The sequence below is a fragment of the Paraburkholderia phytofirmans OLGA172 genome, assembly GCF_001634365.1.
Lineage (GTDB): Bacteria > Pseudomonadota > Gammaproteobacteria > Burkholderiales > Burkholderiaceae > Paraburkholderia.
This window is the reverse complement of the sequence record NZ_CP014578.1, coordinates 3,526,152-3,544,141: the sequence shown is the minus strand read 5'-3', so window position 1 is coordinate 3,544,141 and position 17,990 is coordinate 3,526,152. Positions and strand designations below refer to the sequence as shown.

Below are 17,990 nucleotides of genomic sequence, written 5' to 3'. Positions count from 1 at the left end.
ATTACTGCGGATCTTTCAGAAACAGCCCCTGCAGATCGTTCAGGAAGGCCTGGCCAAGCGGTGTCGGCGCGATCTTTTCGTGGTCGCGTGTAATCAGCTTGCGCCGTTCTGCCTCCTGCAAAGCGGGTTCGATCGAGGTCATCGACATCCCCGTGCGCTCGATGAAACGATGCACTGGAAACCCTTCCACCAGCCGCAGCACGTTCAGCATGAATTCGAATGGCAGATCGCGTGGCCCGACCTCATGCTCTTCCTGCACGGCCGTGCCGGCCTTTGCCTGCTCGATGAAGGTAGCCGGGTGCTTATAGCGCGCCTGACGCAGGACGCGATTCGGAAATGACAGCTTGGTATGCGCGCCCGCGCCGATGCCGAGATAGTCGCCGAAGCGCCAGTAGTTCAGATTGTGCTTGCTCTGCCGATGCGGCTGCGCATACGCGGACACCTCGTAGCGTTCATAACCGGCGGCCGTCGTGCGCTCGTGAATCCAGTCCTGCATGTCGGCGGATGCATCGTCGTCGGGCAGGGCTGGCGGGAATTTCGCAAACAGCGTGTTCGGTTCGAGCGTGAGGTGATACAGGGACAAATGCGGCGGCGCGAACGACAACGCCGTCTCCACGTCAGCCTGACATTCCGCGAGCGTCTGCTGCGGCAGCGCGAACATCAGATCGAGGTTGAAGTTGTCGAAGGTATTCGCGGCCACTTCGACCGCATGGCGTGCTTGCGCCGAGTCGTGAATCCGGCCGAGCGCCTTCAGATGCGCTTCATTGAAACTCTGGATGCCCACCGACAGACGATTCACGCCGCTCGCGCGAAACTGCGCGAACTTGGCGGCTTCGAACGTACCGGGGTTGGCTTCGAGCGTGATTTCCGCATCGGCGTCGAGCGGCAGCAGCGCGCGCACGTCGGACAGCATGCGGTCGAGCCCGGCCGCCGACAGCAAGCTGGGTGTGCCGCCGCCGATGAACACCGTATGCACCTGGCGCCCCCACACGAGCGGCAGCGCCATCTCGAGATCGGCGCGCAGCGCATCGAGATACTCGGTCTCAGGGAACGTGTCGCCTTTCCACTCATGCGAGTTGAAATCGCAGTACGGGCACTTGCGCACGCACCACGGAAAGTGCACATACAGCGCCAATGGCGGCAGCGAGGTCAGCCGAATGCTGCCCGGCGACGTGAATGCCTTGATGACGCCGTTGCCGATATCGGCAGGCGCCGGTTTGATCGGAATCACGCTTCCTCCGTCAAACGTGCGAGCAGTTGGCGCAATGCCATCGCGCGATGGCTGCTGGCGTTCTTCACCGCCGGCTCGAGTTCCGCAGCGCTCGCATTCAGCGACGGCAGGAAGAAGTACGGGTCGTAGCCGAACCCATGCCTGCCGCGCGGCGCATCCAGCATTTCGCCATGCCAGCGGCCTTCGGCGATCAGCGGTTCGGGATCGTCCGCATGACGCACGAGCGCCAGCACGCAGTAGTAATACGCGCGACGATCAGTCTCACCTTGCAAGGCTGAAACGAGCTGCGCATTGTTCGCCGCGTCGCTCTTTTCGCCGCCGGCGAGCTGCGCGTAGCGGGCCGAATAAACACCGGGCGCACCGCGCAGTGCACGCACGCACAAGCCGGAATCGTCGGCGAGCGCGGGCAGGCCGGTGAGCTTTGCCGCGTGACGTGCCTTGGTCAGCGCGTTTTCGACGAAAGTCGGATGCGGTTCTTCCGCTTCCGGCACGTTCAGCGCGCCTTGTGGAATCAGGTCGATGCCGGCCGCGCCGAGCAGCGCCGCGAACTCGCGCAGCTTGCCCGCGTTGTTCGACGCCAGCACGACTTTCTTTAACGGCGAGTCAGACGCAACAGCGCCGTTATCTTGATGAACCTCACTCACTCTTTTGCTCCAACGCTGCTTTCTGCTTCGCGATCAGCGTGTTGATGCCGTCGCTCGCCAGATCGAGCAGCGAATTCATTTCGTCGCGCGAGAAAGGCACGCCTTCGGCCGTGCCCTGAATTTCGACGAAGCCGCCCGCGCCCGTCATCACCACGTTCATGTCGGTGTCGCATTGCGAATCTTCGTCGTAGTCGAGATCCAGTACCGGCAAACCGTCGTACACGCCGACCGAAATCGCCGCGACGTAATTGGTGATCGGCGAGCTTTCGATGCGGCCCGTAGCCAGCAGCTTCGCCACGGCATCATGCGCCGCCACGAACGCGCCGGTGATGCTGGCCGTGCGCGTGCCGCCGTCGGCCTGGATCACGTCGCAATCGATATGCAGCGTGCGCGCGCCGAGCTTCTCGAGATCGAATACCGAGCGCAGTGCGCGGCCGATCAGCCGCTGGATTTCCTGCGTGCGGCCGGTTTGCTTGCCGCGCGCGGCTTCACGGTCGCTGCGGGTATGCGTGGCGCGCGGCAGCATGCCGTATTCGGCGGTCAGCCAACCCTGGCCACGGTCGCGCAGGAACGACGGCACGCTTTCGGCGATGCTCGCCGTGCAGATCACCTTGGTGTCGCCGAATTCGACCAGCACTGAGCCCTCCGCATGCTTCGTGTAGTGGCGCGTGATGCGCACGTCGCGCAGCTGATTGGCCTGGCGGCCGCTGGGGCGTTGGGTGTTGTTGGTCATGTTGGGTTCGGTCTGGAAGAAAAGCAGGAGGGAAAGCGCAATTTTACCGCCGATCGCGTTGGGCGCGGGGCGGCCTGTCCGTCGGACGGCTACCCGCATGTGCCGGGGCTCTGCGCGAGGTAGCGCCGCGTGCGCGGCGGCCCTCGTGTGAAGGGCCTCGCCGGTAAAAATGGGATAATGCGGATTCTCCGCCCTGCGTCTCGTACACGCCGGGCGATTCGACTCTCCGGCCATCGTCAAACACATGGCCACAATCGCGAGAAATACGATGATCTACAGCATGACTGGCTATGCGAGCGCCACGCGCGAACTCGTCCCGGCCTCGAGCACAGGCGGCGTGAGCGTATCGGTCGAACTGCGCACGGTGAACTCGCGCTTTCTCGATCTGAACTTTCGCATGCCGGAAGACGTGCGCGCCTGCGAACCGACGCTGCGCGAAATGCTGATGAACAAGCTCTCGCGCGGCAAGGTCGATATTCGTATCAACCTGCAACGCAGCGAACAGTCGGCCAATGCAGGTTCGGTCAATCGCGATGCGCTGACGCAACTGGCGCTGCTCGAGCGCACCGTGCTGTCGACGTTCCCGGAAGCAGGGCGCCTGCGCACCGGAGAAATCCTGCGCTGGCCGGGCGTGCTGGCCGAAACCGGCGTGGCGCCGGAAGTGTTGCGCGATGCGGTGCTCGCATGCGGCAAGCAGGCAATTATCGATCTGATCGACGTGCGTGCCCGCGAAGGCGCGCAACTGGCGACGATGCTGCTCGCCAACGTTACAGAGATGGAAGCGATCGTCACGAAGATCACGCCGCTCGTGCCGGAACTGATCGCCAAACATCAGCAGAAGATCGTCGAGCGTCTGCAGGAAGCGCTCGGCGTTGCCGCGCCCGATACGGCGACGACGACGGTCTCGCGTGAAGAAATCAACGAACGGATTCGCCAGGAAGTGACGATGTACGGCATCCGCATCGACATCGCCGAGGAACTGTCGCGCCTCACGGCTCACCTGAACGAAACGCGTCATGTGATCGAGAAGGGCGGCAAGGTCGGCAAGCGCCTCGACTTCATGATGCAGGAGCTGAATCGCGAAGCGAACACGCTCGGCTCGAAGGCGGCCGCGAAGGAACTGGCGGATTCGTCGATGACCCTGAAGCTGCTCATCGAACAGATGCGCGAGCAAGTACAGAATCTGGAGTAAGGCAGGAGCCCCGAGAACATGACCGACCACACACGCGAAACCAGCGCACCGCGCAACCCTTACGCCGGTGCTTATCCCGGCAACCTGTTCATGGTGGTCGCGCCTTCGGGCGCGGGCAAGTCGACGCTCGTGAACGCGCTGCTCGCCGGCGACGACGCGATTCGTCTATCGATTTCATACACGACGCGCCCTCCGCGTCCGAAAGAGCAGGACGGCGAGCACTATCACTTCACGACGGTCGACGACTTCCTGGCGCGTCACGCGACTGGCGAGTTTCTGGAAAGCGCGGAAGTGCACGGCAACTACTACGCGACCTCGCGCGTGTGGATCGAAGAGCAGATGAAAAGCGGGCACGACGTGCTGCTGGAAATCGACTGGCAAGGCGCGCAACAGGTGAAGAAACAGTTTCACAACGCCGTCGAAATCTTCATCTTGCCGCCGTCCCTGGATGCGCTCGAAGAGCGTTTGAAAAAGCGCGGCCAGGACGAACCGAACGTGATTACGCGCCGTCTGCTCGCAGCCGGCAGCGAGATGGCGCACGCGGCCGAAGCAGAGTATGTCGTGATCAACGACAGCTTCGATCGCGCGCTCGGTGAACTGCGGTGCCTCGTGGCCGCGACGCGTTCGCGCTTTGCCTCGCAATACGCGCGCCACACGCAGCTTTTCGTGCAGCTCGGTATCCACCTGCCACACGCGTGAGCGCGGCGGTGTGTCGAGCACATAAGGTAGAATAAGCAACATCAATTAACGCCCCCAGACCTGTCGCTTCGCGCCAGGCCCCCCGAGGGGGACAAGAAAACTTGGGGCGGCCCAGCGTTTTCTTGCAAGAAGGAACCCAACATGGCCCGCATTACCGTCGAAGACTGCCTTAAACAGATCCCGAACCGTTTCGAACTCGCGCTTGCCGCAACCTATCGTGCGCGTCAGCTCGCTCAAGGCCACACGCCGAAGATCGAAAGCCGCGACAAGCCCACCGTCGTCGCACTGCGCGAAATCGCAGCTGGCCAGGTTGGCGTCGAAATGCTGAAGAAGGTGCCGGTTTAAGGCGCACTGTTCCGTTTTCGATTGCGCGTTTGCCAAACCTGTTTGCCACACGCGTTTGCCACACCTGGTTGCCACACGTAATTGCATCAACGTACAGGCCGGCGTCCAACCCTAACCGCTGCGGAGGCGAAAATGAGTGCTACCCCGCCCACCGCTACGGAAGTGGAACACGACGCCGACTCGCCCTCGTCTGCACGGAAGTACATCGACGCGGTCCTCGAACAGTCGTTTCGCCATCTGTTCGGGCCGACCGCCACGCCGGAGCAACCGCGCCGGCATGACGTCGTTTCGATCGCCAAGCTGACAGCCGTTCTGTCCGGCTATTTGCAGCCGGAAGAGATCAAGGACGTCAAGGCGGCATTCCACTTCAGCGACGAAGCCCATCTCGGCCAGTATCGCCAGAGCGGCGAGCCCTACATCACCCATCCTGTCGCCGTCGCGGAAATCTGCGCCGGCTGGAATCTCGACGCCCAGTCGATCATGGCGGCACTGCTGCATGACGTGATGGAAGACCAGGGCGTGACCAAGGCCGAACTCGCCGAGCGATTCGGCGCAAAGGTCGCGGAACTGGTCGATGGGTTGTCGAAACTGGACAAGATGGAGTTTCGCAATCGCGAAGAGGCGCAGGCGGAAAACTTCCGCAAGATGCTGCTCGCGATGGCGCGCGACGTCCGCGTGATTCTGGTGAAGCTCGCCGACCGGCTGCACAACATGCGCACACTGGGTGCGGTGCCGCATGAAAAGCGCCGCCGCGTGGCGCGCGAGACGCTGGATATCTACGCGCCGATCGCGCACCGGCTTGGCCTGAACAATACCTATCGCGAGCTGCAGGACCTGAGCTTCGCGAACTTCAACCCGCATCGTTACGCCACGCTCGAAAAAGCCGTCAAGGCCGCGCGCGGCAACCGGCGCGAAGTGGTCGGCAAGATTCTGGAGTCGGTGCAGCGCGCGATTGCCGACGCGAAGCTCGACGCCGAAGTTACTGGCCGCGAGAAAACCATCTTCAGCATCTATAAGAAGATGCGCGACAAGCAGTTGTCGTTCTCGCAGGTGCTCGACGTGTATGGCTTCCGTGTGGTGGTCGAAAGTGCGCTTGAGTGCTACACCTGCATCGGCGCGCTGCATGCGCTCTACAAGCCGGTGCCGGGCAAGTTCAAGGATTACATCGCGATCCCGAAGGTGAACGGCTATCAGTCGCTGCACACCACGCTGGTTGGCCCGTTCGGCGCGCCGATCGAGTTTCAGGTGCGCACGCGCAAGATGCACGAGATCGCCGAAGCGGGCGTTGCTGCGCACTGGCTGTACAAGAACGGCGGCGCGGATCTGAACGACGTGCAGAAGCGCGCGCACCAGTGGCTCAAGTCGCTGCTCGACATTCAGAGCGAAGCGGGCGATTCGAGCGAATTCCTGGAGCACGTCAAGATCGATCTGTTCCCGGATGCGGTCTACGTGTTCACGCCGAAGTCGAAGATCATGGCGCTGCCGCGCGGCGCCACCGCGCTCGACTTCGCGTATTCGATCCACAGCGACCTGGGCAACCAGTGCGTCGCAGTCAAGATCAATAACGAACTGCTGCCGTTGCGCACCGAGCTGAAGAGCGGCGACATTGTCGAAGTGATCACGGCGCCGTATTCGAAGCCGAATCCGGCCTGGCTCGGTTTCGTGCGCACCGGCAAGGCGCGTTCGGCGATCCGCCATTATTTGAAGACGATGCGTTTGAACGAGTCTGTCCAGCTCGGCGAGCGTCTCGTCGACCAGGCGCTGAAGGGCTACGGGCTGGCACTCTCGGACGTGACGCCGGAAGCGTGGGAAAAGCTCGTGCAGTGGACGGGCAACAAGAACCGTCAGGAGATCTTCGCGGATATCGGTCTTGGCCGGCGTGTCGCCGCGGTCATGGCCAAGCGTATCGAAGTGTTGATGAGCGGCCGCGACGCCGACGACGATGGCTCGCGTTCCGACGGCACGGCGCCACACGCGCCGCCAGTCGTCATTACCGGCACCGAGGGTATGTCGGTGCAGTTGTCCGCCTGCTGCCGTCCGATCCCGGGCGACGACATCATGGGCTACATCGGCATTGGCCTCGGCATGGCCATCCACACTACGGACTGCCGCGTCGCACAGCGTATCCACCGGCGCGATCCGGGCCGCTGGATCGATGTTGCGTGGGCGCCGCAGCCGGGGCGTCTGTTCGACGTCGCGGTGAAGGTGTTGGTCAAGAACACCAAGGGCGTATTCGCCCGCGTGGCTGCCGACATCACGTCGGCGGATGCGAACATCGTCCACATCGCGATGGACGAAGACCTGTCGCAGGAATCCACGGTACTGCGCTTCGTGATCCAGGTGAGCGATCGCGTCCATCTCGCCAACGTCATGCGCCGCGTGCGTACGAATCCGGACGTGATGCGCATTGCGCGCGAGCGGCCGAGCGAAGAAGGGCATCACCGGCACGACGGCGGGATGCGGATCGACCGCGAGCGGGCGGATTACTGATCGGATGTCTGGCTGAGTCTGCTCGACGTAAGCGTGTGGCGACGTCGGCGCGCCTCGAGCGGCAGGCAGCCCTCGTTCGAAACTGAGCGCTCCCGCCGCCTGCGAGTCTCACCGGAACTTCAGGGAGAGCGCTTATGAACGTCACTGACCTCACCGGCATGGCGCTCGACTATTGGGTCGCCCGCAGCCTGCACGACTTCGTGCGCGAAATCCACTTTACCGATGGCGGTGAAACCGTCTCGATCCGCGGCATTGATCGTGGCCGTCCATGGGATGGGCGTTTCACGCCTTCCACGTCATGGGAAGCGGCAGCCGCGGTGCTGGAGCGCGCGCAGCGGCTGGAGGTGCGTGAGCGGGCCGATCATGGCGCGGCACATTGCATCGCGGAATTTGACGGCGGTCATCGAACCGTGGAAGGGCGGGGGGACTCGTTGCGGGTCGCGCTGCTGCGGGCGTTCGTCCAAAGTCGCTTCGGCGATAGCGTGGGCGATGTGTTGCGCGAGCCGCAGGCTGTCACTGGCGAGCTTGCGGAGCCGATCGGCGAGGAATCGGCGGACGTTCCGTTCGAGGGTATGCCGAGTCCAGACGGGGAGATCGGTGATATTCAGTCGGAGCCGCGATAGGTGTGATGGCGCAGCACCGGCATTCGAGCCTGGCGGGGGCGGACACGCTGAAGCACAGCAAAACGGCTGCGCAAAAACAAAGGGCCTTCCGATCGGAAGGCCCTTCATAGGTGGTGCGGCTGGCAGGATTCGAACCCACGACCCCTTGGTTCGTAGCCAAGTACTCTATCCAACTGAGCTACAGCCGCACGCTAAACAGGTGACGCTTGCAGTGATACTGCGATGAAACCGGGGTAAAACATAGGGCCTCCCCGGAGGGAGGCCCTCGAATAACTGGTGCGGCTGGCAGGATTCGAACCCACGACCCCTTGGTTCGTAGCCAAGTACTCTATCCAACTGAGCTACAGCCGCACGCAGAAACGAGATTATAGCAAAGGTTTTGAAAAAAGGAAGCGTGTAACTGCGATTTGTCTCATTGCCCTGATCGTGTACCCTTGATAGGAAGTCGCTTGCTGCAGTTAACGGACCATCATGAACAAGGCCTTTGTCAAAGAGTCGAGTGAAGAGAATGACGACGACCTCGACGTCGCCCAGCCCGAAATCCCGCCGGGTACGAAAAACTACATTACGCCCGCCGGTTACCGGCGAATGCGCGATGAACTGCTGCATCTGATCGATATCGAGCGGCCGGAGGTGGTCAGGCTGGTGTCGTGGGCGGCCTCGAACGGCGATCGCTCGGAAAACGGCGATTACATCTATGGCAAACGCCGTCTGCGAGAAATCGACCGGCGGATCCGCTTTCTGACCAAGCGCCTCGACATCGCCGAAGTGGTCGACAGCAGCAAACAGGAAAACGTCGATCAGGTTTTCTTCGGCGCGACCGTCGAATATGCAACGGAAGACGGCGAGGCGCATACCCTGACGATTGTCGGCGTCGATGAGGTCGATCTGGATGTCGGCCACGTGAGCTGGATCTCGCCGATCGCGCGGGCGCTGCTCAAGGCGAAAATCGGCGATACGGTGACTTTGTACACGCCGGCTGGCCCGCAGCCGATCGACATACTGGACGTCAAGTATCCGCCGCCCGATACCGACGGCTAGGCCAATGCGCCAGCGAGACGGACGAGACGGACGAGACGGACGAGACGGACGAGACGGACGAGACGAGACGAGACGAGACGGACGGACGGACGGACGGACGGACGGACGGACGGACGGACGGACGGACGGACGGACGGACGGACGGACGAAGTTGACCGGTCGGCCGGTGATCTTTTTGGCGCTTGTGTTCGGAAATAGGTGTTCGATTCGCTCCCATTCGGCGTCTGACAGTCGGTCCGTCTCGTTCCCCTCTGCAAGGTGTATTTACTGAGCGGAATAAAAAAGGCGCCGCGAACGGCGCCTTGGATGCTGCGGATGTTGCGAGCTGCTGCTTTAGAAGCGGTGACGCAGACCTGCGGTCACAGCGACCTGGCTGTTCGTCGACGACGCCGCGCCCAGGCCATTGATGTTCGCAACCAGGCCCGAACCTTCGTTTACGCGTTGATACACACCCTGCAGGTACACGTCCGTGCGCTTCGACAGCGAGTAGTCCGTTTGCAGGTTGAACTGGTTGTAGTTCGGACGCACGCCATCGAGGCTTGCGCGCGTGTAGGTGTACGAACCCGCCAGGCTCAGTGCCGGCGTGAAGGCATAGCGGCCGTTCACTTCGAAGTTCTGGAAGTGAGCGCTGTTGCTCGGCAGGGAGACGGCAGCCGGAGTACCCGCCGCAGCTGTGCTGATGCTGGTCAGGCCGGTCAGGTTGGTTTGCGTGTACAGGAGGCCAGCCGTTGCCGGGCCGAACGAGTAGTTTGCGCCCACCCCCCAGGTTTGCTGACGCTTTGCTCCGAACGTGAAGTCGTCCGACACTGCGCCGTTGATGTTCGCCGTGCCGCTGCCGTTCAGCTGCATAAACGCTGCTCCGACGTTCAGGCCGCCCCAGTTATACGATCCACCAACGCTGTATGCGCGGTTGTTCGCAAAGCTGCCAGCGTCGTTCGAGAAACCGTACATCGCGCCGCCCTTGAAGCCGCCGTAGTTCGCGCTGGTGTACTTGATCGAGTTGTTGACGCGGAACGAGTTGTTCAGGTTGTCGTTATCGAACGGGTGGGCGAACTGCGTGCCGCCATATTGCGTGCCCGTCAGGGACAACGGGCCAACGAAGTCCACCATGCTGTCATATTGACGGCCGAGGGTCACAGCGCCGAACTGGTCGCTTGCCAGACCCACGAATGCCTGACGGCCGAACTCACGGCCCTTTTGGCCCAGCGTGCCGTTGGCGATGCTGAAGCCATTTTCCAACGTGAAGATGGCCTTGAGACCGCCGCCCAGATCTTCAGCGCCGCGCAGGCCCCAACGGCTGCCGTTCACCGAGCCGCTCGTTTCTTGCCAGTTGCTGTGGCCGTGCTGGTTATTGGTATAGGTGATGCCGGCGTCGATCAAGCCATACAGCGTGACGCTGCTCTGGGCATGTGCTGCCGTTGCAAAAACGCCCGTGAGGGCCGCGACCATGAGAGTCTTTTTCATTTTGTAACTCCGAGAGCGAGAGTGGGTTTTCAACCCAGGCTTAAGGAGACCTTCACGCGGGCGCTGCGAGAGGCGAAATCCGCGTGAGAAGCGCGCTGTACGCCAAGCGCGCCGGTTTCCGGTTAGGCAGAGTGTAGATAGACGCTGCGCCAGGCAGACGTTCCGATTTTCGCAATAAAGTATTACTGAATTAGAAACGATGGGGAAATGCCGCTTAAGCCTTGCTGATAAAGGCTCACAGGGTTATTGAGGGCGAGTGGTACGCGAGTCAATCGAATCACGTTGCTCATTTGCTACAGTAACCTATGCAAAAAAACAACGCGATAAATCGTATAAAAAGATTGTTGTCACATCAGCAACGGATGGTTGTCGATTATGTGCACAATCGATATCGTCTAAGCCGCTATACTGAAATCTCTGCTTTCCGAAGCAGACTTTTTCGTTGACGAAAAAGATCTCCAAACCTTTGTCGGCGCGACTTCCCAGTCGCGCTTTTTTTTGCCTTCCGGTTGCGGATTCGCGGCCGTCAGTCAGTGCGCTGGCGCAGCGTTGTCAACTTCGCTCCAGTCGTTTGGCGCCGGGATGCTCCAGTCTTCCATGACATAGCGGCGCGCGTCCATCGGGGACGACAGCAGGTTTTGCCAGTGGTCCCCATGCCACACAGGATCAAATTCGAAGGCCGAAGGTGCCACGGCGGTCGGACCGGATCGAGCGGGAACCGTCTTTGTATGCGATTGGCTAAGCCAGTTGACGAGGCGGCGGAATTCATTGAACAGCATGGCGATCTCCTGACGCGCATTACTTCTCGCTACTGATTTCCATCATGCTGCCATGAGTGCGGCGCAACAACTCGGACAAACACTTACCAAAAACATGTCTTGTTACATATTCTCGCCCACGTGCTGAAGTTCTTCTCGATATCGGATGTATGTGGCATTGAGCGAGTAATGTTGATGTGAAGAATTGCCCGGTTTCGCTGAATGTGATGTTGTGATTTTCGATTCATCAGGCATTGAGTTATCGTGCTGTGTGCTAAACGCATATGAAATATTCGCTTGACGTTGATTATTCGTTCCCCGTATAACGGCAAAGCTGATTTTCAATCGCCAGCTTGATAGTGCTGGGACTTTGGTAAAGCCCGATCGCAGATGAATTGGCCATGAAGTGCTGCTTGAGGGTAATACCCCGGTCTTGATAAATCATCGAGAAAACTGGAATATGGAAATGGGTATCGTCAGATGGTTCGACGATGCCAAGGGCTTTGGCTTCATCACATCGGATTCGGGTGGAGAAGACCTGTTCGCGTACTTTTCGGAGATCCGCTCCGAGGGTTTCAAGTCGCTGAAGGAAAACCAGCGTGTTTCCTTCGAGATCAAGACTGGCCCGAAGGGCAAGCAAGCGGCGAACATCCAGCCGCTGTAAGTCGCACTGCGCTGCCCCGCATGTGCAGCCGGGCGACCTGATTGGCCAAAAGCCTTCGCTAGATGAAAAAGGCTTTTTTATGCTCGCTCATTATTCCCGGTGTGACGGAAATTATTGATTATCTGGTTTTGGTTAAATATGGGAGGGACGTGTAAATTAGAATGGCGCTTCTTAAATTTCAAGCCGGCGTCATGAGAATATACTGATTCCCAGCTTTATGGGCGGCAAGCAGATCGTGCAGAAATGCAGTGTTTGCACCGCACGGCGCCAACGGCAAAGCAATGCCGGCTGGGTGCGAGGCGGCTAACTAGTGCATACTTGCCGCAAAGCCACGCGTCCAAAGTATCCCCTTCCATGTCTGAACAGTTTCTACCAGAGCCGGCCCTGGATGTGCCGATTGTCTTCGTCGACCTTGAAACCACCGGTGGCTCGACTAGCGAGCATCGCATCACCGAAGTCGGGGTGGTTGAAATAGGACCGGCCGGCGTGTCGCGTTGGAGCAGCCTGGTCGACCCTCAGCAACCGATTCCTTCATTCATTCAACAGCTCACCGGCATTACAAACGCGATGGTGCGGGGCGCGCCGACGTTCGATGCTATCGCGCCAGAATTGTTCGAGCGCCTGAACGGCAAACTGTTCGTGGCGCACAACGCCAGTTTCGATCGCGGCTTTCTGCGCGGGGAGTTTCGCCGGGCCGGGCTTGCGTTCGATCCGGATGTGCTGTGCACCGTGCGCCTCTCACGCGCCTTGTTTCCGGCGGAAAAGCGCCATGGACTCGACGCGTTGGTGGAGCGTCATGGTCTCGTCCCGTCCGATCGTCACCGCGCGCTAGCCGATGCCGATCTGATCTGGCAGTTCTGGCAGCGCCTGCATAGCGGTCTTGTGCCGCTGGACGTTTTGCAGGCGCAGATCGAACGCACCACCCGACGCTACCGGCTTGCCGGCGACATCACTGAAGACCTGCTCGATACTGCGCCGGCCGGATGCGGTGTGTATGCGTTCTATGGAGAAGGTGATCTGCCGCTGTATGTCGGGCGAAGCGTACGTGTACGTCAGCGGCTGCGTTCGCATTTGACCGGTGAGCGGCGTTCGTCGAAGGATATGCGGCTCGCGCAGCAAGTACGGCGTGTCGAGTGGCGCGCGACTGGCGGCGAGCTGGGTGCCATGCTCGCGGAGGCGCAGTTGATCGCGACGCTGCGCCCTGGCCATAACCGGGTGCCGCGTGTCACGAAGAGCGATCCGGTGGATGCGCCCTGGCCGTTCGAAGGTCCGGTCGTATTCGAGGAGCGGGAAGAAACGTCGCACGCCCGCGCATTTCATGTTGTCGACCGGTGGCGTTACCTCGGACATGCGCCCTCGCTCGCGCAGGCGGCGGCGCTGCATGCGTCGAGCGCAGCCGGCCCGTTCGAGCTGTCGACCTATCGTCTTCTGCAGAGCCATCTTTCGCGCGGCCTGCGTGTGATGCCGTTGAGCATCTCGAGCGGCACGGCGGTCCCGAGTCTGGCTTAACCCGGGTTTCGCGCAGCACCTCGTTGCTCAGGGCGGGTTTAATCCACGCCTGACAGCGCCGGGCCAATGGCGATTCCAAGCCCCGGCTCGACCGCGTAGACCGCACGGACCGATTAGCCCGTCGCACCGACTCCACCCGCTTCGCACACGTGGCCGAGAGCGCGTGTCAACGCGCTTGAGCGCGTCGAGTCGTAGCGCGTTAGCGATTTCCAGTTAGCAAGCGATTGCGCCACGCGCGACGGACAGTCCTGCGCCGCGCGTAGCGGTTGCACGCGCGCGAGCCCGGCCACGAGTGACTGCGTCAGCCGGTCCAACTGCGGCCTCGTGCTGGTGGCCAGGTCGGGCGCGGGACCTTCAGGCGGGCGCGTGCTGCGCCAGTTGGCAAACAGCGCGTTTTGCACGTCCTTGCTGGCGTCTATCTGATCCCGGAAGAAGGTGCGCGCAAACGCCGGATCGACGTTCGCGGCGACGGCGCGCTTTTCGACATCGGCGAGCAACGCGTTCTCGCGAGGTGTATCCGTAATTGCCTGGTGGTTCGCCCACTTCCAGCGCGCAACGGGTTCCGCGAGCGCAAGGCGCTGCGAAACCAGCGCGATCAGATTGGTCAGCGCGGTGTCGTCCCCGTCCGCAAGGGCGGGAGCGGGTGCGAGCGCAAGCGCGGTGAGCAACGCGAGCGCGCATGACGCTCCAAAGCGATACGAGCGATTCATGGAGGGCGGGGGTGGCCGATCGGCCGCAGAAGAAAAACCAGAAGAATAGACGATGCGCGGATCAAGCGGACACGCCGATCGATCTAAAAACAAACGACCGGGGCATTTAAAGACGCCCATCAGGGGCGTGCGCTAGCTATCTGTGCGCCGGGCCGCAAGAGCCAGGCGCCGCAATCAGGCAGGCGTAACCCGCGCCGCGAGAGCGGCAAAAGACAATCGTAGGGGCGCGTGCAAATCTTCGCCGCGCGCCGGCCGCGCGGACGCTAATGCTGCATCGCACCACTGCCCAATTACTTCGAGTCGCACGACTTGCGTTGTTCGTCGAAAAATGCGCGAACGTGCTCAGGCAGTTCGGCACCCAGAAACTCGACGCCAGCGGGTTCCGGATCCGGGCTAAAAACTTTATCCGGGGTCGGAATCTTCGGTGGTTTGGCATCCATGATCTTTCTCCTTTACAAACCGATTATCTGCCTCGGTCCCCATTTTGCACCAGTGTCTGATGCGGATCACATGTTGTGTGTTGCTTTAACGGTACAGGTCAACATGGAAGCGGAATGTTTGAATAGAATTTATCGGTTCAGTGCGCATAGCTGAATTTGCCATTGCCAATCAAAACAGTCCGATATCTCCGTCGTTCCCTTCCCGCCTTGCCCCGCACGCCTGCCGCGCATTATCTCTGCTGCGTCACAGCACTGCCTGTTCAAATGTGTTGATATGAACAAATCACCGCGATTTTTGTGCACTGCCGCATTGGAAGGAGTTTCTCTGCGTTAAGCCGAACGTTCGTTAATTAACAATTGGTTCAGTGCGTTCATTCAGCCCCCCATTCGCTTGTAAACGAACGATTGCGCGACTTCGTTGACGAGCGGGAATACTTTTCAGGTTATTTTTCGCAAATAAAAAGGCGCCGCGTTCTGGGCGAAGCGCGGCGCGTGCGGCGGATGTTTTTTAGGCGTTCCGCGCCGGAATTTTCCCGGGTGCGGATTAGGCCGCGGATTTTTCGGCGACTTTGACCTGTCCGTGAATCCCCGCCAGATTCGCAACGGCCTCCAGTTCCGACGGCCGGTTGGCGCGCGTGCTGGACGCGTGGTGTCCGACTTTTCCGGGCTTTTATCTGTGCACGGCGAGCCGCGCGCAGATGCCGTTCAAGTTGCACGAGCTGATCGATTTCCGGAGGGAGAAGCGCGGGCTGCGGTAGAACTCGCGCGCTGTTTTTGCTTCGGCTATAGCGCGAGGCCGGGGGCCGTTGCTTCAGATCGGTTGCCGTGCGGTTCTGGCTCGTGCGCGCAATTTCAGCCGGCGTACCACTCGCCACGATAGTGCCGTCGCCTATCATTGAAGCAACTATCCGCGGCGCAGAGTGCGGTGGCTAACGGACGCACCAGGTCCGGCGCGGAAGATGGCTGTCTTCGCCCTTCGGAGAGTTCACCATGGAAAACGCTGTTTACTGGAAAGGACGCCAGGTCGGAATCGAGTGTGCCGGCCGGATCTTGTGGTTTCCGTCAGCGCCGCAGGAAGCGGTGTTGGCGTATGGCACGAAGCCGGCTGAGAACGTGATCGTTGAAGATGCGGTGGTCGCTCGCAATCTCGGTTTGACCGCGCGATGCGATCGATTGGATTTTGGCGGGTGAACTGGAGCCACCGTGGTCAATGCGGGCGGTCAATGTTGAAGCGACCGTTGCGTTGGCCGAGGTGAAGGCTAACCAGAACCGCCAAGGATTTCGGAAAGCAGGCGCAGGGGGGGGCGGAAGCTGGAGAAGAAAGCAGGCAGTGGAAAACAGGCAATAGAAAGCAAAAAGCCCAGTCGCAATGACTGGGCTAAGTGCTTGAATCTTGTGGTGCCGGAAAGAGGAATCGAACCCCCGACCTTCGCATTACGAATGCGCTGCTCTACCGTCTGAGCTATTCCGGCATCAGGAGAAACGAGATTATAGGGACTTCTTCAGGAGCTTGGCAAGCCCCTGCGGTCACTTTTTTGTTTCGAGATGGTAGCGGGTGACGCGGTCGACTTCATTCTTCGAGCCGAGGAACACCGCCACACGCTCGTGCAGGCTTTTCGGCTGGATGTCCAGGATACGCTTCTCGCCGTTGGTCGCGGCGCCGCCAGCCTGCTCGACGATGAACGCCATCGGGTTCGCTTCGTACATCAGGCGCAGCTTGCCCGGCTTGTCCGGCGTGCGCTTGTCGGCCGGATACATGAAGACGCCGCCGCGGTTGAGGATACGATGTACATCGGCCACCATCGACGCGATCCAGCGCATGTTGAAGTCGCTCTGGCGCGGCCCCTCCTTGCCTGCCTTCAACTCGCCGATGTATTTCTCGACGGGCTCATACCAGTGGCGCTCGTTCGAAGCGTTGATCGCGTATTCGCGCGTTTCAACCGGAACGCGCATGTCGCTTTGCGTGAGCACCCACGAACCCAGCTCGCGGTCGAGCGTGAAGCAGTTCACGCCGTTGCCGGTGGTCAGCACCAGCACGGTTTGCGGGCCGTACACCGCATAGCCGGCCGCGACCTGCTGCGTGCCGGGTTGCAGGAACGACTGTTCGGTGGGCTGCTGGCCGTCCGGGCAGCGCAGCACCGAGAAGATCGTGCCGATCGACACGTTGACGTCGATGTTCGACGAGCCGTCGAGCGGATCGAACACCAGCAGGTATTCGCCCTTTGGGTAGTTGGCCGGGATCGGGAAGAACTGCTCCATTTCCTCGGATGCCATGCCCGCCAGGTTGCCGCCCCATTCATTCGCTTCGAGCAGGATTTCGTTCGACAGAATGTCGAGCTTTTTCTGCACTTCGCCCTGAACATTCTCGCTGCCCGCCGTGCCGAGCGCATCGCCCAGCGCGCCCTTGCTGACGTGGTAGCTGATCGCCTTGCATGCGCGCGCGACGACTTCGATCAAAAGGCGCAGGTCGGCCGGGAGATTGTTGGTCTCGCGCTGCTGCTCGATCAGGTACTTCGTGAGAGTGGTACGACGTTGCAAAGCCATTGCTGTACTCCGGGAAGGCTTGGGGAATGTCTCGATTTTAACCGCTCGCTGTGTCGGTTCCGTGCTTTTGAGATGCAAGGACGTGTGTCTGTGCCACTGAGCGCTGTAAAGGCACGTGAAATTCAGGCTTTGCGGCGAGCTTTGATGGCCGTGACATGGCCGGTGAGGCGGGCGGCAAGCGCTGTGGCACGGGCGTGTTCGGCTGAGACTTTCGGCATTTTCGGCCGGTTCGCCTTGGGCATCGGCTCGATCTCGCGTTCGATCTGCTCGCCGGCTGCCGCGGTGGCGACGCGCAGGTCGTAGGCGATCTGCAGATTCAGCCAGAACTGCGCGCTCGCACCGAAGTAGCGCTCGAGCCGCAACGCGGTGTCAGCCGAGATGGCGCGCTTGCCACGCACGATGTCGTTGATGCGCGGCGCCGGTACGCGCAGCGCAAGTGCGAGCGCATTGACGGACATGCCAAGCGGTTCGAGGAACTCGCTGCGCAGAATCTCGCCGGGGTGGATTTCCGGGATGCTTTCGCCGGTGTCGATGCCGGCGAAATCGATGCTGCCCAGATCGGAGCGTTTGATGACCATGGCGGTCTCCCAATAATCAGTGATAGTCGACAATTTCGACATTCAGCGCCTCCCCGTCGACAAAATGAAAACAGATGCGCCACTGCGCGTTGATTCGAATACTCCACTGTCCGCTACGCTGACCTTGCAAGGCTTCGAGCCGGTTGCCCGGCGGCGCATGCAGGTTACGGCTGGATTCAGCGGCATCGATCATCAACAGCTTGCGGCGTGCGAGCGCCTGCATGTAGAGCGGCAATGAATGCACGAACTTGCCCTGAAAGATTGCCGCCGTAGCTTTGTCGCCGAATGTCGTGATCATGGGATGATATAACGCATCGCGTTAAAC

The 17,990-nt window shown here is 60.7% G+C and carries 19 protein-coding genes and 3 tRNA genes; 9 read left to right on the top strand and 13 right to left on the bottom strand.

Annotated elements, in window-relative coordinates; translation table 11 throughout:
- Position 1 precedes the first annotated feature (1 nt).
- The 3 genes from hemW to rph are packed head-to-tail and all read right to left on the bottom strand — an operon-like array spanning position 2 to position 2,608.
- Complete coding sequence (gene hemW / locus AYM40_RS15540; protein ID WP_063496987.1) at positions 2 to 1,231, bottom strand: radical SAM family heme chaperone HemW; 1,230 nt, start codon at positions 1,229 to 1,231, stop codon at positions 2 to 4.
- Entirely contained in the window at positions 1,228 to 1,875 is a 648-nt protein-coding gene (rdgB, locus tag AYM40_RS15535; protein ID WP_063496986.1) for an RdgB/HAM1 family non-canonical purine NTP pyrophosphatase, read from the bottom strand. The genes hemW and rdgB overlap by 4 nt, the downstream gene beginning before the upstream one ends.
- Positions 1,868 to 2,608 (bottom strand): ribonuclease PH, encoded by a 741-nt coding sequence (rph, locus tag AYM40_RS15530; RefSeq protein ID WP_063496985.1) that lies wholly within the window; start codon positions 2,606 to 2,608, stop codon positions 1,868 to 1,870. The genes rdgB and rph overlap by 8 nt, the downstream gene beginning before the upstream one ends.
- Before the next feature lie 268 nt (positions 2,609 to 2,876).
- On the opposite strand from rph, the gene AYM40_RS15525 reads away from it, so the two are divergent.
- The 5 genes from AYM40_RS15525 (at position 2,877) to AYM40_RS15505 (ending at position 7,957) form a co-directional block, all read left to right on the top strand.
- On the top strand, positions 2,877 to 3,800 hold the full coding sequence (locus AYM40_RS15525) for a YicC/YloC family endoribonuclease (protein WP_063496984.1): 924 nt from the start codon (positions 2,877 to 2,879) through the stop codon (positions 3,798 to 3,800).
- Positions 3,801 to 3,818: 18 nt separating this feature from the next.
- Positions 3,819 to 4,499 carry a guanylate kinase gene (gmk, locus tag AYM40_RS15520; protein WP_063496983.1) on the top strand — a complete coding sequence of 227 codons (681 nt, stop codon included), beginning with the start codon at positions 3,819 to 3,821 and terminating at the stop codon, positions 4,497 to 4,499.
- 141 nt (positions 4,500 to 4,640) lie between these two features.
- Positions 4,641 to 4,844, top strand: a complete 204-nt coding sequence (gene rpoZ, locus AYM40_RS15515; RefSeq protein WP_006025620.1) for a DNA-directed RNA polymerase subunit omega — start codon at positions 4,641 to 4,643, stop codon at positions 4,842 to 4,844.
- Positions 4,845 to 4,976: 132 nt separating this feature from the next.
- A complete protein-coding gene (locus tag AYM40_RS15510) occupies positions 4,977 to 7,334 on the top strand; it encodes a RelA/SpoT family protein (protein WP_063496982.1) in 2,358 nt (785 codons plus the stop codon).
- A 134-nt stretch (positions 7,335 to 7,468) separates the two neighbouring features.
- The gene (locus AYM40_RS15505; protein WP_063496981.1) at positions 7,469 to 7,957 is read left to right on the top strand and encodes a phage protein NinX family protein; all 489 of its coding nucleotides are present in this window, start codon (positions 7,469 to 7,471) and stop codon (positions 7,955 to 7,957) included.
- Between the two features lie 111 nt (positions 7,958 to 8,068).
- Here AYM40_RS15505 and AYM40_RS15500 read toward each other — a convergent pair.
- Positions 8,069 to 8,145 (bottom strand) — tRNA-Arg (locus tag AYM40_RS15500).
- 86 nt (positions 8,146 to 8,231) lie between these two features.
- Positions 8,232 to 8,308, bottom strand: a tRNA-Arg gene (locus AYM40_RS15495).
- Positions 8,309 to 8,428: 120 nt separating this feature from the next.
- On the opposite strand from AYM40_RS15495, the gene greB reads away from it, so the two are divergent.
- Entirely contained in the window at positions 8,429 to 8,998 is a 570-nt protein-coding gene (gene greB, locus AYM40_RS15490; RefSeq protein WP_063496980.1) for a transcription elongation factor GreB, read from the top strand.
- A 333-nt stretch (positions 8,999 to 9,331) separates the two neighbouring features.
- Here greB and AYM40_RS15485 read toward each other — a convergent pair whose 3' ends face one another.
- Entirely contained in the window at positions 9,332 to 10,462 is a 1,131-nt protein-coding gene (locus AYM40_RS15485) for a porin (RefSeq protein WP_063496979.1), read from the bottom strand.
- A gap of 530 nt (positions 10,463 to 10,992) precedes the next feature.
- Complete coding sequence (locus tag AYM40_RS15480) at positions 10,993 to 11,241, bottom strand: hypothetical protein (RefSeq protein ID WP_063496978.1); 249 nt, start codon at positions 11,239 to 11,241, stop codon at positions 10,993 to 10,995.
- Positions 11,242 to 11,680: 439 nt separating this feature from the next.
- Here AYM40_RS15480 and AYM40_RS15475 point away from each other — a divergent pair, with 439 nt between their 5' ends.
- Together AYM40_RS15475 and AYM40_RS15470 are read left to right on the top strand one after the other, a co-directional pair.
- Entirely contained in the window at positions 11,681 to 11,884 is a 204-nt protein-coding gene (locus tag AYM40_RS15475; protein WP_063496977.1) for a cold-shock protein, read from the top strand.
- Positions 11,885 to 12,238: 354 nt separating this feature from the next.
- Entirely contained in the window at positions 12,239 to 13,393 is a 1,155-nt protein-coding gene (locus tag AYM40_RS15470) for an exonuclease domain-containing protein (RefSeq protein WP_063496976.1), read from the top strand.
- A gap of 113 nt (positions 13,394 to 13,506) precedes the next feature.
- On the opposite strand, the gene AYM40_RS15465 is transcribed toward AYM40_RS15470, so the two are convergent.
- On the bottom strand, positions 13,507 to 14,103 hold the full coding sequence (locus tag AYM40_RS15465; RefSeq protein ID WP_063496975.1) for a chorismate mutase: 597 nt from the start codon (positions 14,101 to 14,103) through the stop codon (positions 13,507 to 13,509).
- A gap of 290 nt (positions 14,104 to 14,393) precedes the next feature.
- Positions 14,394 to 14,543, bottom strand: a complete 150-nt coding sequence (locus tag AYM40_RS41925; protein WP_028200145.1) for a hypothetical protein — start codon at positions 14,541 to 14,543, stop codon at positions 14,394 to 14,396.
- Between the two features lie 990 nt (positions 14,544 to 15,533).
- Here AYM40_RS41925 and AYM40_RS15460 point away from each other — a divergent pair.
- On the top strand, positions 15,534 to 15,734 hold the full coding sequence (locus AYM40_RS15460) for a hypothetical protein (protein WP_063496974.1): 201 nt from the start codon (positions 15,534 to 15,536) through the stop codon (positions 15,732 to 15,734).
- A 205-nt stretch (positions 15,735 to 15,939) separates the two neighbouring features.
- Here AYM40_RS15460 and AYM40_RS15455 read toward each other — a convergent pair.
- From AYM40_RS15455 to AYM40_RS15440, 4 genes are all read right to left on the bottom strand, one after another.
- Positions 15,940 to 16,015, bottom strand: a tRNA-Thr gene (locus AYM40_RS15455).
- A 55-nt stretch (positions 16,016 to 16,070) separates the two neighbouring features.
- Complete coding sequence (locus AYM40_RS15450; RefSeq protein ID WP_063496973.1) at positions 16,071 to 17,087, bottom strand: class 1 fructose-bisphosphatase; 1,017 nt, start codon at positions 17,085 to 17,087, stop codon at positions 16,071 to 16,073.
- Positions 17,088 to 17,209: 122 nt separating this feature from the next.
- On the bottom strand, positions 17,210 to 17,665 hold the full coding sequence (locus AYM40_RS15445; protein ID WP_063496972.1) for a HigA family addiction module antitoxin: 456 nt from the start codon (positions 17,663 to 17,665) through the stop codon (positions 17,210 to 17,212).
- Positions 17,666 to 17,681: 16 nt separating this feature from the next.
- Positions 17,682 to 17,963, bottom strand: a complete 282-nt coding sequence (locus tag AYM40_RS15440; protein ID WP_063496971.1) for a type II toxin-antitoxin system RelE/ParE family toxin — start codon at positions 17,961 to 17,963, stop codon at positions 17,682 to 17,684.
- Between the last annotated feature and the right edge of the window lie 27 nt (positions 17,964 to 17,990).

Coding starts and splice junctions, on each gene's coding strand:
- rph (WP_063496985.1), bottom strand. CDS start 2,608: ATGACCAACAACACCCAACGCCCCAGCGGCCGCCAGGCCAATCAGCTG.
- AYM40_RS15470 (WP_063496976.1), top strand. CDS start 12,239: ATGTCTGAACAGTTTCTACCAGAGCCGGCCCTGGATGTGCCGATTGTC.
- AYM40_RS15460 (WP_063496974.1), top strand. CDS start 15,534: ATGGAAAACGCTGTTTACTGGAAAGGACGCCAGGTCGGAATCGAGTGT.
- AYM40_RS15465 (WP_063496975.1), bottom strand. CDS start 14,103: ATGAATCGCTCGTATCGCTTTGGAGCGTCATGCGCGCTCGCGTTGCTC.
- AYM40_RS15475 (WP_063496977.1), top strand. CDS start 11,681: ATGGAAATGGGTATCGTCAGATGGTTCGACGATGCCAAGGGCTTTGGC.
- AYM40_RS15445 (WP_063496972.1), bottom strand. CDS start 17,665: ATGGTCATCAAACGCTCCGATCTGGGCAGCATCGATTTCGCCGGCATC.
- gmk (WP_063496983.1), top strand. CDS start 3,819: ATGACCGACCACACACGCGAAACCAGCGCACCGCGCAACCCTTACGCC.
- AYM40_RS15505 (WP_063496981.1), top strand. CDS start 7,469: ATGAACGTCACTGACCTCACCGGCATGGCGCTCGACTATTGGGTCGCC.
- AYM40_RS15480 (WP_063496978.1), bottom strand. CDS start 11,241: ATGCTGTTCAATGAATTCCGCCGCCTCGTCAACTGGCTTAGCCAATCG.
- greB (WP_063496980.1), top strand. CDS start 8,429: ATGAACAAGGCCTTTGTCAAAGAGTCGAGTGAAGAGAATGACGACGAC.
- AYM40_RS15525 (WP_063496984.1), top strand. CDS start 2,877: ATGATCTACAGCATGACTGGCTATGCGAGCGCCACGCGCGAACTCGTC.
- AYM40_RS41925 (WP_028200145.1), bottom strand. CDS start 14,543: ATGGATGCCAAACCACCGAAGATTCCGACCCCGGATAAAGTTTTTAGC.
- rpoZ (WP_006025620.1), top strand. CDS start 4,641: ATGGCCCGCATTACCGTCGAAGACTGCCTTAAACAGATCCCGAACCGT.
- AYM40_RS15510 (WP_063496982.1), top strand. CDS start 4,977: ATGAGTGCTACCCCGCCCACCGCTACGGAAGTGGAACACGACGCCGAC.
- AYM40_RS15485 (WP_063496979.1), bottom strand. CDS start 10,462: ATGAAAAAGACTCTCATGGTCGCGGCCCTCACGGGCGTTTTTGCAACG.
- AYM40_RS15440 (WP_063496971.1), bottom strand. CDS start 17,963: ATGATCACGACATTCGGCGACAAAGCTACGGCGGCAATCTTTCAGGGC.
- AYM40_RS15450 (WP_063496973.1), bottom strand. CDS start 17,087: ATGGCTTTGCAACGTCGTACCACTCTCACGAAGTACCTGATCGAGCAG.